At 59.4% G+C, this 13861-nt stretch carries 12 protein-coding genes and 1 pseudogene; 1 reads left to right on the forward strand and 12 read right to left on the reverse strand.

The window, feature by feature from the left end; all coding sequences use genetic code 11:
• Positions 1-137: 137 nt before the first annotated feature.
• From ASD52_RS27915 to ASD52_RS27970, 12 genes and pseudogenes are all read right to left on the reverse strand, one after another.
• A complete protein-coding gene (locus tag ASD52_RS27915) occupies positions 138-917 on the reverse strand; it encodes an ATP-binding cassette domain-containing protein (protein ID WP_057206728.1) in 780 nt (259 codons plus the stop codon).
• Positions 907-3165: a sugar ABC transporter permease gene (locus ASD52_RS27920; protein WP_057226204.1), complete on the reverse strand. Its 2259-nt coding sequence runs from the start codon at positions 3163-3165 to the stop codon at positions 907-909. Before ASD52_RS27920 ends, ASD52_RS27915 begins: the two co-directional genes overlap by 11 nt.
• Positions 3166-3248: 83 nt before the next feature.
• A complete protein-coding gene (locus ASD52_RS27925) occupies positions 3249-4334 on the reverse strand; it encodes a substrate-binding domain-containing protein (protein WP_057226206.1) in 1086 nt (361 codons plus the stop codon).
• Between the two features lie 184 nt (positions 4335-4518).
• A pseudogene (locus ASD52_RS27930) lies at positions 4519-4736 on the reverse strand (aldehyde dehydrogenase family protein); the annotation flags it as partial.
• A gap of 14 nt (positions 4737-4750) precedes the next feature.
• Entirely contained in the window at positions 4751-5887 is a 1137-nt protein-coding gene (locus ASD52_RS27935; protein ID WP_156613048.1) for a fumarylacetoacetate hydrolase family protein, read from the reverse strand.
• Positions 5874-6773, reverse strand: coding sequence for an aldose 1-epimerase (locus ASD52_RS27940; protein ID WP_057226212.1), 900 nt, complete (start codon positions 6771-6773; stop codon positions 5874-5876). The genes ASD52_RS27935 and ASD52_RS27940 overlap by 14 nt, the downstream gene beginning before the upstream one ends.
• Positions 6774-7517, reverse strand: coding sequence for an SDR family oxidoreductase (locus tag ASD52_RS27945; protein WP_057226215.1), 744 nt, complete (start codon positions 7515-7517; stop codon positions 6774-6776).
• An 11-nt stretch (positions 7518-7528) separates the two neighbouring features.
• Positions 7529-8260 (reverse strand): ATP-binding cassette domain-containing protein, encoded by a 732-nt coding sequence (locus tag ASD52_RS27950; RefSeq protein ID WP_057206714.1) that lies wholly within the window; start codon positions 8258-8260, stop codon positions 7529-7531.
• Positions 8261-8263: 3 nt separating this feature from the next.
• A complete protein-coding gene (locus ASD52_RS27955; RefSeq protein WP_057206712.1) occupies positions 8264-9241 on the reverse strand; it encodes an ABC transporter permease in 978 nt (325 codons plus the stop codon).
• Between the two features lie 164 nt (positions 9242-9405).
• Entirely contained in the window at positions 9406-10386 is a 981-nt protein-coding gene (locus ASD52_RS27960) for a sugar ABC transporter substrate-binding protein (RefSeq protein WP_057226217.1), read from the reverse strand.
• A 46-nt stretch (positions 10387-10432) separates the two neighbouring features.
• Positions 10433-11635, reverse strand: a complete 1203-nt coding sequence (locus ASD52_RS27965; RefSeq protein ID WP_057206708.1) for a mandelate racemase/muconate lactonizing enzyme family protein — start codon at positions 11633-11635, stop codon at positions 10433-10435.
• 11 nt (positions 11636-11646) lie between these two features.
• The gene (locus tag ASD52_RS27970; RefSeq protein WP_057226219.1) at positions 11647-12369 is read right to left on the reverse strand and encodes a FadR/GntR family transcriptional regulator; all 723 of its coding nucleotides are present in this window, start codon (positions 12367-12369) and stop codon (positions 11647-11649) included.
• Positions 12370-12480: 111 nt separating this feature from the next.
• On the opposite strand from ASD52_RS27970, the gene ASD52_RS27975 reads away from it, so the two are divergent.
• The gene (locus tag ASD52_RS27975) at positions 12481-13377 is read left to right on the forward strand and encodes an SMP-30/gluconolactonase/LRE family protein (RefSeq protein WP_057226221.1); all 897 of its coding nucleotides are present in this window, start codon (positions 12481-12483) and stop codon (positions 13375-13377) included.
• Positions 13378-13861 lie beyond the last annotated feature (484 nt).

Genomic DNA, 13861 nt, shown 5'->3' on the forward strand with positions numbered 1-13861 from the left:
TTGCGGCTAATCCTGAACTTCCCTCCCTCCTGAGAAGATCGAGCGATAGCCGGCGCGACCGCGCTCTCGTGGATCGGCTACCCGATGTCGTTATCGCCCAATATGCCGACGGTACTGCGGATTTTGCCGATGCCCGGTCAACGCACTGCCTGCTCCGCCGTGAGTGCCCTTTCGCGGGTGCCGGAAACAATGATCTCCAGAATCTCGTGTTCGTCAGTGTGCTTGATATAGCGGTCGCCGACATACTCGCCGCGCTTCAGCACCATCACGCGATCGCCGACGGCAAAGATATCTACCAGCCGATGAGAGATGATAATCTGGGCTACACCCTGTCTCTTCAATTCCAGCATCGTTTCAAGCAGGCGTTCGGTCGCCATCACCGAAAGATTGGCGGTCGGTTCATCGAGGATTACGACCTGCGGCTCGAACGAGATGGCGCGGGCAATCGCCACCGATTGCTGGCGGCCGCCCGACAGGCTTTCAACCTTCTGGTAGACGGAGTTGACGTCGACCTTGAGCCGTTTCAACACCTTGTCGGCTTCCGCATACATCTTCCGCCGATCGACGAACGGGCCCTTGAGCGGCCAGCGGCCCAGAAATATGTTCTGCCCGACGTCCATGTTCCCGCACAACGCGAAATCCTGGTAGATCATCTCGATACCGACGTCGCGGCTCTCATGCGGGCTCCTGAAATGCACCGGGTGTCCGGCGACGAATATCTCGCCAGCATCGCGCTGGTAGGCGCCGGTCAGGATTTTCATTAGCGTTGATTTGCCGGCGGAATTGTCGCCAACGAGACCGAGGATCTCGCCGGGATGGAGCACCAAGTCGACCGAGCGTAGCGCCTGGACCGCACCGAACACCTTTTCGATGCTCCGCATTTCCACGATCGGTGTACCTTGGGTATCAGCGGCCATGACTGGTCTCCGATCTTTGTCCGCGTTGCGCCAAAAAGGAGCGCATGCGTCCGAAGATATTGGCTTGGCGAACCCAAATGTCGACGAGCACGGCCACGATAAGGATGACGCCGATAAAGACATTGATCCAGTGCTGCGGCATGGTGAACCCCTGGACGTTCAATTGCAGCAGCGCCCGCACGAGCGTGATCGCCGCGGCGCCGGCAAGCGAGCCGATGATGGTGCCGTAACCGCCGAAGATCGATCCGCCGCCGATGATGACCGAGGCGATGGCGTCCAGTTCGCGGAACTGGCCGGCGACGGGGTTGAAACTGCGAAAGTAGGCGACGTTGATGATCCCGGCCATGGAGGCGCAGAGCGCTGACAACAAGAGCGCGAGGAAACGCACGCGGTTCGTGTTGATGCCCGCGTAAGCCGAGGCGCGGAGGTTGCCGCCGGTGGACAGGACCTTCAGTCCGAACGGCGAGTAAGCGAGCACGAGGCCAGCCACCAGGGCGACAAAGAACATCCAGATCGTCTGCACGCTGACGACTTCTGCGACAGTCCGAAGAAAGCCGGGCGGCAGCGAAAAGCCGAAATGTAGGAGGACGTCGTTCGCCTTGCGGCCGAGCAGGTTGTAGCCTTCGGGCCAGCCCGTCAGTTGCTGGCCGGCAACGAACCAGGCGGCAAGACCGCGGGCGATGTAGAACATGCCCAGCGTAGCGATGAAGGCCGGCAGCTTGAAACCGACTGTGACGGTGGCGTTGACGAGTCCGGCGGCCATTCCGACAACCAGGCCCATCGCCACGGCGGTCATCGGGTCGGCGCCCAGCACCTTCAGAAAATAGGCCGCCGTGCTGCCCGAAAGCGCAAGTACCGCCCCGACGGAGAGATCGATATCGCCGGCTGCGATGACATAGGTGAGCCCGACCGCGATGAGAGCAAGTTCTGTGTAGTTGAGCAGGATCGCGAACGTATTGGAGAGGTTCCACCAGTAGTCGGGCCTGAGGGTGAGCCCCGTCAGCCACAACAGGATTGTCAGGATAATGGCAAGCGCGTCGCGGCGTGCGAGAAACTTGCCGAACCCGGTAGCCGTCAGCTCCCGGTCGCTCGCCATCGCTCCCTTGGTCTGGACGCCCTCGAGAGCCACGCCGCCCATCTCATAGGCGGGTGGCGGCGGGCGGCCGCGCAGCCAGGCCCAGAATCGGCCCGCGACTTGGCGGCGGATGAGATAGGGCTCTATCAGCACCGCAATGACGAGAAGGAGGCCGAGGAAAACCAGTACCGCGCCCGCGGGCAGGGTGAACTTGGCGTTGACCGCAATATTCTCGCCGTCGATGACGACGATGCGCGTGATTGGCCATCCTTCGCGCAAGACCTTGTCGACCAGCACGACGACCGCGGCTCCCAGGCAAGAGCCGATCACGCGACCCCGACCGCCCAGGATCGACGCGCCGCCGATGACCACGGATGCGATGACGGTGAGTTCCCAGCTGACACCATAAAGGGGGGTTACGCCCTTATCCTGTGCCGCTGACAGGAGAGCCGCAAGGGTCGCACAGAGCGACGAGATCAGGTAGGCGCGGATGCGCACCCAGCGTGCCGGAATACCGGCATAGACTGCCGCCTGTTCGTTCCCACCGGTGGCGAGTGTCTCGTAGCCCCAGCGGGTTTTGGCAAGCACAACGGCTCCGAGCGCGACAACGGAGGCGAAGACGATGATCTGGTTGTTGAAGCCGAGGACATTGGTTTCGCCGAGGTGGAAGAACAGCGGAAATTCATCCGCCTTGCCGGAATAATAGATCGCCTGGCCGTGCGTCAGCGCCAGCACGAAACCGCGGCCGATGAAAAGGATCGTCAGCGTCGCGATGAATGCCGGCGCCCGTAAGATGGTCACGAGCACGCCGTTGAGTAACCCGATCGCCGTCCCCAGCAGCAGACAAAGAATGACTGAGGCCGTGATTTCGAGATCGAGAAAGCTCGGTGAAAAAAGCCGGGCGAACGCCACCGCGACGAGGCCGTAGGTGGACCCTACCGACAGATCGAGGTCCTTGTTGACGATAACGAAGGTCATCCCCACGGCGATGATCCCCACGCGGGAGGTATCGCGAAGCAGGGCGTGAAGCGCGTCCGTCGAGGCGAAGAAGGTCGGATTGGCGAACACGCCGCCGACATAGAGCAGGACTAGGAACAGTATGAGACCGGCCTCCCAGCCGCCGGCGAGCTGCGGAGGCGCACGGCCGAGCGATGTCGTCTCCACAGGCGCCATGGGTTTGTCCGGTAAAACTTTGCACTTGCGCAGGCGGCAGGAACGGCCCTCCCGCCCGTATATGTCAGGCGGCTCGTGCGAAATCAGTTCTCGAAGCGCTTGCCGACATTGGCGACGGTCTCCTTCGTCACCAGCTGGGCCCGTGTGTCGAGATTGGCGGCCGAAATGCCGCGGTCGATCTGCAGGTAGAGCTGCATGACCGGCCAGAAGCCTTGCAGAAACGGCTGTTGTCCCAGCGAGCCCGTTAGGTTGCCCGCGGTGATGCCCTCTTGCTGCGCCGGCCCCAGATCGAAGCCGAAGGCACAGAACTTACCGGTCCATCCCATTTGCGCGACTGCCTTTACGAGTGGCGGTGTGAAGACGTTGTTTGCGGTGAAGGCCCCGACGACGTCACCACGCGACTCGAAGAGCGACACGAGCGCGTTCACGGGGTCGTTCGGGTTCGTGTCGATGCCGACATTCTCCGGCCCGGCGTCCACCTTGAAGTTTTCAAGCTTTCCGGCGTCCTTCAGTGTCTTGACGATCGCATTAAAGGCCGAGGTCACCCGGTTGTTCACTTCGATATTGCCCATCGCGGTCGAGGACGGCAGCAGGATCGAGCCGCTCGTCTTGCCGCTGTCGAGCACGCATTTGGCAAGTGCTTCGCCGCCGATCGCAGCCGCGGATGCGTCCTGTCCGGTATGACTGATGCTACTGCGGTTGAGCAGCGTCCCGTCAAAGGAATTTGTCGTGGCGACGGGAATTCCCTTTGCCTCGGCGGCCTTGACGATGTCGTTGTAGGCGCCGACCTGCGGTGTCGTCATGATGATGCCGTCGATCGTCGGATCCTGAACGATCTGATTAAGGATTTCGATCTCGCGGGCCGGATCATCCACCGGCGATTCCGAGCCAAGCAGCAGGATCTTGGCGCCGATCATGTTGCCAGCCACCGTGGCGCCAACATAGACGGGATCGAAAAAACCGTTCCCGGCGGTGTGCGTCACGATACCAAAGGTGAGGTGGCCGTCGGCCGAATGGAAGTCCTTGGTACCGGGCGCCTCTTTTGCGGCGTCCTCGAAACTGTAGCCGCCGACCGCCTTCTCGACACTGCCTGATTGCGCGGATGCATACGAGACGCCAAGCGAGAGCGCCGCGACCGATGCTGCCGCGTGCAACAAAATACGCCTCATGACTGGTCCTCCCTTGAAAGGGGCAGAAGCCGTTCGGGCGCGCTGATCGTGAGGGCCGAATGCCTTCCTCCCACGACGCTAATTTTCCGCGTAATTCTATCGTAAGTAAATGGTAAACACGTGGTGCTGGCAAATTTGTTTGGCAGCGGCGTTAAGTTGGACTCGGCGCGCATCCGACTGCGGGCTCGTCGGCGGTCTTTCGAAGGTTGCATGAGGCTCGAGAATGCCGGAGCGCGACCAGGCCGGAAACGCAGCCTTGGCCGCGGCGATCGCCGCCTTCGCATCCTCGGCCGAGGCGCGCGCATATTCCCCGATCACGTCGTTGGTGTCGGACGGATTGATATTGGCAACGCCATCACCGCCAACCCATTCGCCGGCAATCAGGTTCTGGTGCAATGTCATGACAGGTCTTTCAGTTAGATAAGTTGTCGTGCAGCGAGATTGCGCATCAGATGCGATACGCCGAACGTCCAGGGGGTACACTCCGTAGACAGCTGCACTGTGTTGACCAGAGCGCCCAATTGACCGCTAGAAATCGTCACGACATCGCCGACCTTATGGGTAAAGCCCTGACCCGGGATGTCGCGATCTTCGACCGGAGCGAACAGCGTGCCCATAAACAACATCAAGCCATCGGGATATTGGTGATGGGGACCGATGGTCTGTGCCACGAGGTCGAGTGGATCGCGGCTGATCTCCTTCATCGAGCTGCGGCCGGTCAGGACATAGCCATCTTCGCCTTCAATCCTCAGATCGAGTTCGGCATCGCGAACGTCATCGATCGAATAGCTTTCGTCGAACAGTCGAATGAACGGCCCGAGTGCGCAGGAGGCGTTGTTGTCCTTGGCCTTGCCGAGCAACAGCGCCGAACGCCCTTCGACATCGCGCAAATTCACATCGTTGCCGAGTGTCGCTCCCTTCACCCGGCCCCTACTGTCCACAACGAGCACCACCTCCGGTTCAGGGTTGTTCCATTTCGATATCGGGTGGAGCCCCACCTCGTCCCCATAACCGACCGCTGACATGATCTGTCCCTTTGTAAAGACTTCGGCGTCAGGACCGATTCCGACTTCGAGATATTGAGACCAGACACCCTCCTCGATCAGTGCCTCCTTGACCTTGGCCGCTGCCGCCGAACCGGCCTTGAGATTGCGCAGGCTGTCTCCGACGACCGCAGTCACGCGTTCGCGGATTTTGGAGGCGAAGTCGGGATTTCCCGCCGCGCGCTCCTCGATCACCCGCTCGAGCATCGAGCGTGCAAAGGTCACGCCGCAGGCCTTGATCGCCTGAAGATCGCATGGGGCGAGCAGCCGGGGCTTGCTCGGGTTAGCGACCCGGTCCGACGAAAACTCATCGAGATTGCAGATCGCTTTTCCCTCTTGGGCACGAACAAACCCGACCGGATCGTCCATCTCGGCGAGATCACGCATCGTTGGCGCATCTTTCGACGTGATGTCGAAGAGCACACCGGCTCTAACGGCAACCAGCGCTGGCCCCCCTTCTTGCGGCAGCCAGACTCGACCTACGAAGGTGCCGCTCTTACTGAGTTCCATATCGTTCATCCCATTTCAACGTCATTGAAGCAGTCAGTTTTTGGCGGTGTTCGAGCACCTCAAGGCCGGGGTGACCCTCGATATTATGCGCGTCGACGGGGTGGGAGACCGGCTCAAAACAAAAGAAGTCGGCCTTCGACCCCGGCGAGAAGACCAACGCATATGCGAGGTTATCCGAAGCGGAAAGCTTGAAAGAAATGGCACCTTCGCCTTGCGTGATCACAGCCTCTCCACCCCACTCGCCAAAGGCGTTGTTGATCCAGGCGTCGGGCAAGGTCCGCCCGCCATCGAAGTTCCAGTCAGGAACATCGCCAATCTTTCGCCGCCCAGCGGGAAGATGATGCCTGTCCTCCAGCCATATCTCCGCGGCACGAAATTGCAGCCGAGTGTCCGCATTTCTGGGAAACCACGGATGAAATCCCAGGCCGAACGGCAGCGCTTGCTCCGAAAGGTTCTCAACTTCGAGCTTTACAATCAGTTTGTCCACGGCGAGCGTGGTGATTTGCCGTGCGCGATAGCGAAATGGACCGATCTCCCCGTCACATTCGAGTTCGACGAACTCTGAGCGCCGAACAACCGTGCGCCAACGCCGTTGAAAGCCGTCCCCGTGAATGGGCAATGGCTCGCCACAAAGGTTGGCAGGAACAGGATGGAACGTACCATCGTGTTCAAAGCCGCCCCCGGAAATGCGATTGGAAAATGGGACCAGCACATTACAGCCGAGTGCGAAGGGGCCATCCTCCATCCGCCCGTTCCACGGCCTCAACACGGGAAGCAGTGCACCGTTCGGGTGTTGCACATCAAGCCGCGCAATACCCCCTCCGAGCGACGGCACGAGTTCGAGGCGCGCGTTGCCATTGTCCAGGACGATCCGCTCGGCGGCCATCTACCAGCCGCCGTCGATCGCGAAGTTCTGCCCAGAAATCATGTCGGAGGCCGGCGAGACGAGGAAGAAAACGAGTTCGGCCACATCCTCGGGCTGGATGCGTTTTTTGAGACATTGCCGCGTCAGGATCCAATCGTTGTATTCCTGAAGCCTATCTGCAAAAACCCGGTTTTCCGCTTCGGAAACAATTGCGCCCGGCGAAACCGCATTGACGTTGACGCCATGTGGACCAAGCTCACGGGCCAGTGACTTCGTGAGACCGACCATCGCACCTTTTGACGCCACATATGGTACGTAGCCTTCCCATTGGCCATTGAGCGTGATGGAAGCAAAGTTGACAATCTTGCCTGCCCCCTTGCGCTTCATCAAATCCGCACAGCCTCTGACAGCAGCAAAGGCAGCTGAGGAATTGACCCGGATCTGGTCTTCGTACTCCTCCAGGCTGAATTCTTGAAACGGCTTGTTGATGATGAGCGCGGCGTTGTTGATCAGGATGTCAATGCCACCGGAGGCCTCCGCCTCCTCCCGAATGACCCTTTCCGATGTGGCGAGATCGTTCAGATCACAACCAAGAAAGCGCACGTTTTCGCCGAGGCTTCGTGCCAGCGTTTGCGCATCCTCCAGCTCGGGACGATCGAGTATAACGACGGTCGCGCCTTCCTTGTTGAGCTTCCTCGCCTGCGCCCGACCGAGCGTGCCGAGGCCTCCGGTGACGAGTGCCACTTTTCCTTGAAGCGTCTCCATTTGCGTTCCCTTCAAAGCACCGACTGCACTTCGTCAATCGACGTGTCGGCGACACGCTTGTCGAGCACGATCTGTCCACGCGCCATCGCGACCACACGGTCACAGCAGTCAAAGACATGATGCATATTGTGGCTAATGAAGATCCCCGTGACGTTCTGCTCCTTCAGCGAACGAACGAAACCGATGACCTTGTTGGTCTCCTTGACCGAAAGATGGTTAGTCGGCTCATCGAGGATCATCACCTTGGATTTAAAGTGCATGGCTCGGGCGATGGCGACACCCTGCCGCTGCCCCCCGGAAAGCTCACCAACCAGCGCATCAGGCGAGCGGAGATGCAGATCGACATCTGCGATCGCCCGGACACTTTCCTCGCGCATTTTTCGTAGATCCATAACGCCGATGCCAAACACCGAGTATTTCAGCGGCTCTCGACCGATGAACAAATTCCGCGCAATCGACATGGTTGGAACCATGGAGTTGTACTGGTAGATCGTCTCGATGCCGAGACGCATGGAATCGCGCGGGCTGCAGATCGCGACTTTCTCGGATTCGATATAGATGTCGCCCTCATCCTGCTTCTGCACACCGGAGAGGATATTGATCAGTGTGGATTTGCCGGCACCGTTATCACCGATGAGGCCCACTGCTTCGTTGCGGGCGAAATCGACCGAGACGCCTTTCAGCGCATGCACGCCCGAATACCACTTGTGGAGGTTTTTGACGGAAACGATGGTATCCTTCATGGATCAGACCTCCACTTTGATGGACTTTGCGCGCTTGCGCAGCCAAGAGTTGGCGACCACCGCAAAGATGGTCAACGAGCCGATGGCGAACTTGAACCAGTTGGCGTCGACCTGGCTGAGAACGAGACCATTGTCGATCACGCGGATCAGCGCAACGCCCACGATGCCGCCCAAAACGGCGCCGACCCCACCGGTCAGTGCAGTGCCGCCGATGACCGCCGCCGCCACGGCCTGAAGCTCCATTCCCTCGCCGATTGACGGCAGGGGCGAACCGAGGCGCAGCACCTGGATCAATCCGGCAAATCCGCTCAGTACCGAGCAGAGAATGAAACAGGCGATCTTGACGCGCGCTGTCGGGATGCCGAGTGCCGCTGCCGCCGGCAGGAATCCGCCGGTTGCTCGGATCCAGTTGCCTAAGTTTGTACGGCTAAGGAGCAACGACACAAGACCAGCGATGGCCAGAAACCAGATGAATGACATTCTCACCAGTTCGCCCGGCCCGACGAAGCTAGTGAAGAGCCACGTGGGGAGATCGGCCGGTAGAAGCGGCGGAAATCCGCCGGAGATCACGACAGTCAGGGATCTGGCGACAAACATCATGCCAAGCGTGGTGATGAAACTTGGTATTGCGAAGCGAATGGTCAGAAAGCCGTTCAAAAGACCGATAGCGACGCACACAAGAAGGCCGGCGATCAGTGCCAGTGGGAACGAAATCCCTGTAACCATCAGCACCGCCATCGACATCGGCATCAGGGCGAATACGGCTCCCACTGAAAGGTCGAATTCACCGCAGATCATGAGAACCGTCACACCAATCGCGACCAATGCCATCTCGGGCAGGATCCCCAAAACGCCGCGCAAATTGTCAAGACTCAAGAACACGCCTTCAGACTGGCTCTGGAAGATACCCATGAGAAGCAGGAGAAGGATAAGCGCGGCCAGTTCGGGCTTATCCATGTAGATTTTCAAAAAACGTTTCATTGCATGCGGCTCCAGTGCGAGAGGGCGGCGATGTACTCGCCGTACCCTCTCGGCCAAATTTGGCGCTCTGCCCGTTCAACTTGACGGGCAAAGCACACTCTAACTCCCTGAACAGGCAAGTTTGTCTTTCCCGAAGAATCCGCTCCGGCCCCCGGGGAAGTGCATTAGCGAAGACCCTTGGCGGAGAACTCCATGATCGTCTCGGCATCGGCGGGGCGAACAATGCCCTGCCCCGTGTCAATGTCGGACGGGGCGAGCCCGAAAGTCTTGGCGAGATAGACCTGCATGACTGGCATGAAGCCCTGCATGTAGGGCTGCTGATCGACCTGAACCTGGACGTAGCCGGTCTGCATCTGCTGAACGACTTCCGGCACGAGGTCGAAGCCCCCTAGCAGCACCTTGCCCGGCTCGACGCCGCGATCCTTCAGCACCCGTGCGACCGCAGCATGCCAAAAGCCAGTGTCGAAATAGGCCGTGGTGTCGGGGTGGGCATTAAGATAGGCGCCAACACGATCGGCCGTAATCGCAAGATCAGTGCCGCTATCGATTCGCTCCCAAGAAACCTCTCGGTTGGGATTGGCGGCCTTGTATTCCTCCAGGAAATCCATGACGCCCTGCCCGCGCGCCTCAGACCAGTTCTGGCCTGGAGCCGAAACTCCGACCAGCACCTTGATCGGCCCCTCCTTCGGGAAATTCTCCGCCATGGCCTGACCGAGCGAGTGGCCGGCTGGTCGGAATCCCTGGCCGACAAAAGCAGCGCGCATGTTTCCTTGTGCGCCCTGACTGTCATCCACGTTGACCCCGATCACGACGACGTTGTCCTTCGTGGCGCGGGCGATGACGTCGTCGAACGCCTTGTCGTCGACGATCGAAGTTAGAAGGGCATCAGGCTTGCGCGCCAGGGCCGCTTCCATGTTTGAAAGCTGCTGCTCGACGGAGCCTTCGTTCTGCGTAAAGACCATCTGGCAGTTGGCTGCGATCTTCTCGCAGGCGTCGTCAAAGCCCTTCTTCACCGCCTGCCAAAACGTATTCGACGCCGACGAATGGTGCGTGAAGACGATGTTTAGCGGCTCCGCGGATGCCCCGAGCGATGTTGAGCCCAAAAGCGCTATGCTCAAAGCGCACCCAGTCAAAAACCTTCTCATGCTTACTCCTCCCTTGGTTCATTTTGATTGCAGCTGAAGGTCCGTGTCAGTTCGTATCCGAGCTGCGGCGAAATACGGTGAATGCCTTATCGAGGTCCGGATTGAGTTCCATGCCCAGTCCGGCGCCTGGCGGTACCGTGATCATGCCGTTCTTGACTTCGGGTAACGCCGTAACGAGGTCGCGGTACCAGGTCTTGTAGAAGGCGCGGACGCTCTCCTGCACCAGCGCATTGGGCGCGTTTAGCGACAGATGCGTCGATGCGCAAAGGACGACCGGGCCAGTGCAGTCATGCGGCGCGACGGGCAAGTGCCATGCCTCCGCCATAGCGGCGATCTTGCGCGCTTCCGACAATCCGCCGCACCAGCTGATGTCGAGCATGACCACGCCGGCAGCGTCGGTTTCCAGAAGGTCGCGAAAGGCCCAGCGCGAGCCCAACGTTTCCGAGGCTGAGATCGGTGCCGGCGAGACGGCCGCGTAGCGCTTGAGGCTCGAGAGGCTGTCCATTTTGATGGGATCCTCGTGCCAGAATGTTTGGTATGGCGCGAGTGCTTTGGCGATCTGCATTGCTGGCAACAGCTGCCACATCGAATGGAACTCGACCATGATATCCATCCGGTCGCCGACCGCCGAACGGATCTTCTCGAAGGGCTTAAGCGCCGACTTAAGATCGGGCAGTGAGATATATTGGCCGCGCGTCTTTTCCGCAGAGATATCGAACGGCCAGATCTTCATCGCCGTGATGCCCTCTTCAAGCAGGGAATGGGCAAGTTCGTCGGCGCTGTTCAGGAAGCCATTGAGGTCGTCGTAATTGCGCGCGGACGACGAGGACAGATCATAGTTCGCTGTCGTCTGGCCGGTCGCCTTCTTGATGTACTCAGTGCCCGCGCATGTGTTGTAGGTCCGGATTTCCTTGCGACTGAAACCGCCGAGCAACTGGGCGATCGGCTGGTTCGTTGCCTTGCCGAAGATGTCCCACAGCGCGATGTCAAAGGCCGAGTTGCCTCGCACTTCAGCTCCGGAGGAGCGAAACCCGAGGTACCCCACGAGATCGGCGGCGAGGAGGTCGATCTGCAAGGGGTCGCGGCCGATGACCCGAGGCGCGACATATTCATGAATATAGGTTTCGACGGTCTCGGCGCCGAAGAACGTCTCCCCGAGCCCGGTCAGCCCCTCATCCGTATGGACCAGGAGCCAGAGAAGGTTCGGGCGCTCCGCGACGCGGACCGTTTCCAGTTTCGTTATTTTCATAAGGCTGCTTCCTATGCGATTCCGGCGGCAAGAAGCGCCTTGACGCTCTCGTCGAAATGCCGGGCCATGAGCTGACTGGCTGCTTGCGGATCGCCCGCAGCAATCGCTTGCGCCAACTCGATATGGATTGCGTTCATTGCGTGCCGCTCTGCGTCCGAGGCGCGGCTGCGCCAACCGATCGGCCAAGTCTGCCGCGACACGCCCTGGAAGGCGCCGACAATCATCGAGAAGATCGGATTCTTTGAAGCGCGGGCGATCTCGAGATGAAACGCGAGATCGCTCTCCATCACTTTCTCCGCGTCTACAAAATTGTCCTCCATTGCCCTCGCAAGTTCGAGAATGGTGCGCGCTTCCGCGTCCGTCCGCCTCAGTGCGGCGAGCGTCGCCGTACGGGTCTCTATGGTTCGGCGTACGTCGTAGACTTGATTGATGTTGATCTGGGCAGTGTGTACGCCGTGCTCGATCATCAAGGACATCGCCCCGTGATCGAGCTGCGCCACGGTGGCGCGCCTGCCCGCACTGAGATCAATCAAGCGCATCGTGGCAAGCGACCTGAACGCCTCGCGGACCACCGATCGAGATACGCTGAGTTCCTTCGATAGCGTTGCCTCACTCGGCAGCCGATCGCCGGGGCCGAGTTCATTTGTCCGGATGTGCTGGGTGATCGCGCCGATCGCGGTGCCAACCAGGCTGCCGGTTATATGTTGCTCATCTTCAACTGGCCGCAGATTCATACATCGCCTCCCGAAATGCCAAAACCTGTCGGACAGGTTTACTTGATCCGATTCATAGTTTACGCATAAGCTGTATGTCAAGATTGAATTCGAAGACCAAAAGGGAATTCCATGGGAGTTGAGGTTGACGTTGTTCTCGCCGCGAAAAACGTCGTCGGAGAAAGTGCCGTATGGGACGAACGAGAACATGCGCTATGCTGGGTCGACATTGTCGGGAAATCGATCCATCGCTTACGCCCGAACTCGGGCAAGCACGAAAAGTGGAACTTCCATGATCTCGTGACTTCAATTGGCCTTCGTAAGGACGGAGGCGCCATTGTCGGATTGAGGAAGTCAATTGCGCTATGGGACTTCGGCGGCCAACTCCGCGCCATAGCAGAGGTTGAATCGGAGCTTCCGCGAAACCGCCTGAACGAAGGCGTTGTCGGCCCAGATGGCGCATTCTGGGTTGGCACCATGCAGGACAATATCGGTCTCGATGGCACGCCGCAGGCGATAACGGCAAAGACGGGAAGGCTGTATCGTTATGCGGGCGGAGAGCTATCCTCGGTTTCGGATGACCACTTTGGCATCACCAACACACTGATATGGACTGAAGACGGTCGGCTCATTACGGCCGACACCGAAGACAACACGATCTACAGTTACGCCTTGGATAACAAATCCTGGTCTCTTCACGACCGGCGGACGATCCTTTCTGGCTTCAGTCGTGGTCTTCCAGACGGATCTTGCGTCGATGCGGAAGGTTTCATCTGGAATTGTCGCGTCGCCGGTGGCGGTTGCGTGGTTCGTTTCACGCCGAGCGGTATAATAGATCGCATTGTCGATCTGCCCTGTTCGTGGCCAACCAGCTGTGCTTTTGGCGGGCCTGGACTTGAAACGCTGTTCGTTACCTCAGCACGCTTCACGATGACCGACGCGTACCTTGCCGAGAATCCGTACGAGGGATCTGTGTTCGGGATTCGGGCAGGTGTTTGCGGGCTGCCGGCCAATCGGTTCGGTCAGTGACCAAATTGCGGGTTGCCAGACATATTAGCCCATCTGCCGGTGACGGCGCGCTTGCGCCGATTGAGCCTTTCCGCCAGCACCGCCGCAAGTGGATGATCCGGCAATGGACCGTCGAATAATCGAAGCTAGTACCCTCACGATTGATTATGCGATCTTGAGTGGCAGCCGAACGAACCGATTTTCTCGACCGGCCGGATAAGGAGGAGTCTGCTTCGGCCGATGTCTATCGAGCGGATCATGACGCTAATCGAGCCGCACCCTCGCGGTTGGTGTTCGACAGGAACACCGGGGACAGCCGATCTGAGGTCAAAACAAGTTTCCCTGTCAGCGCGCTCGCAAGCGGCTTCGCTACCTCCGTCACCTGCACCAGGTGCGGGGACACGATCGGAACAACCCGTGAGGCATTCGAGAACATCCGAGTGAGGCAACGGCATTATTCTCTGGGAACACTCTTGGGTGAGGCAATACGCCATCTCATCCTGAT

It is taken from the genome of Ensifer sp. Root142 (assembly GCF_001426785.1).
Classification (GTDB): domain Bacteria; phylum Pseudomonadota; class Alphaproteobacteria; order Rhizobiales; family Rhizobiaceae; genus Ensifer; species Ensifer canadensis.

What these genes read in the sequence shown, in the direction of transcription:
- ASD52_RS27935 (WP_156613048.1), bottom strand. Translation starts at nt 5,887, where the DNA reads ATGGAACTCAGTAAGAGCGGCACCTTCGTAGGTCGAGTCTGGCTGCCG.
- ASD52_RS27970 (WP_057226219.1), bottom strand. Translation starts at nt 12,369, where the DNA reads ATGAATCTGCGGCCAGTTGAAGATGAGCAACATATAACCGGCAGCCTG.
- ASD52_RS27920 (WP_057226204.1), bottom strand. Translation starts at nt 3,165, where the DNA reads ATGGCGCCTGTGGAGACGACATCGCTCGGCCGTGCGCCTCCGCAGCTC.
- ASD52_RS27955 (WP_057206712.1), bottom strand. Translation starts at nt 9,241, where the DNA reads ATGAAACGTTTTTTGAAAATCTACATGGATAAGCCCGAACTGGCCGCG.
- ASD52_RS27925 (WP_057226206.1), bottom strand. Translation starts at nt 4,334, where the DNA reads ATGAGGCGTATTTTGTTGCACGCGGCAGCATCGGTCGCGGCGCTCTCG.
- ASD52_RS27950 (WP_057206714.1), bottom strand. Translation starts at nt 8,260, where the DNA reads ATGAAGGATACCATCGTTTCCGTCAAAAACCTCCACAAGTGGTATTCG.
- ASD52_RS27945 (WP_057226215.1), bottom strand. Translation starts at nt 7,517, where the DNA reads ATGGAGACGCTTCAAGGAAAAGTGGCACTCGTCACCGGAGGCCTCGGC.
- ASD52_RS27975 (WP_057226221.1), top strand. Translation starts at nt 12,481, where the DNA reads ATGGGAGTTGAGGTTGACGTTGTTCTCGCCGCGAAAAACGTCGTCGGA.
- ASD52_RS27915 (WP_057206728.1), bottom strand. Translation starts at nt 917, where the DNA reads ATGGCCGCTGATACCCAAGGTACACCGATCGTGGAAATGCGGAGCATC.
- ASD52_RS27960 (WP_057226217.1), bottom strand. Translation starts at nt 10,386, where the DNA reads ATGAGAAGGTTTTTGACTGGGTGCGCTTTGAGCATAGCGCTTTTGGGC.
- ASD52_RS27940 (WP_057226212.1), bottom strand. Translation starts at nt 6,773, where the DNA reads ATGGCCGCCGAGCGGATCGTCCTGGACAATGGCAACGCGCGCCTCGAA.
- ASD52_RS27965 (WP_057206708.1), bottom strand. Translation starts at nt 11,635, where the DNA reads ATGAAAATAACGAAACTGGAAACGGTCCGCGTCGCGGAGCGCCCGAAC.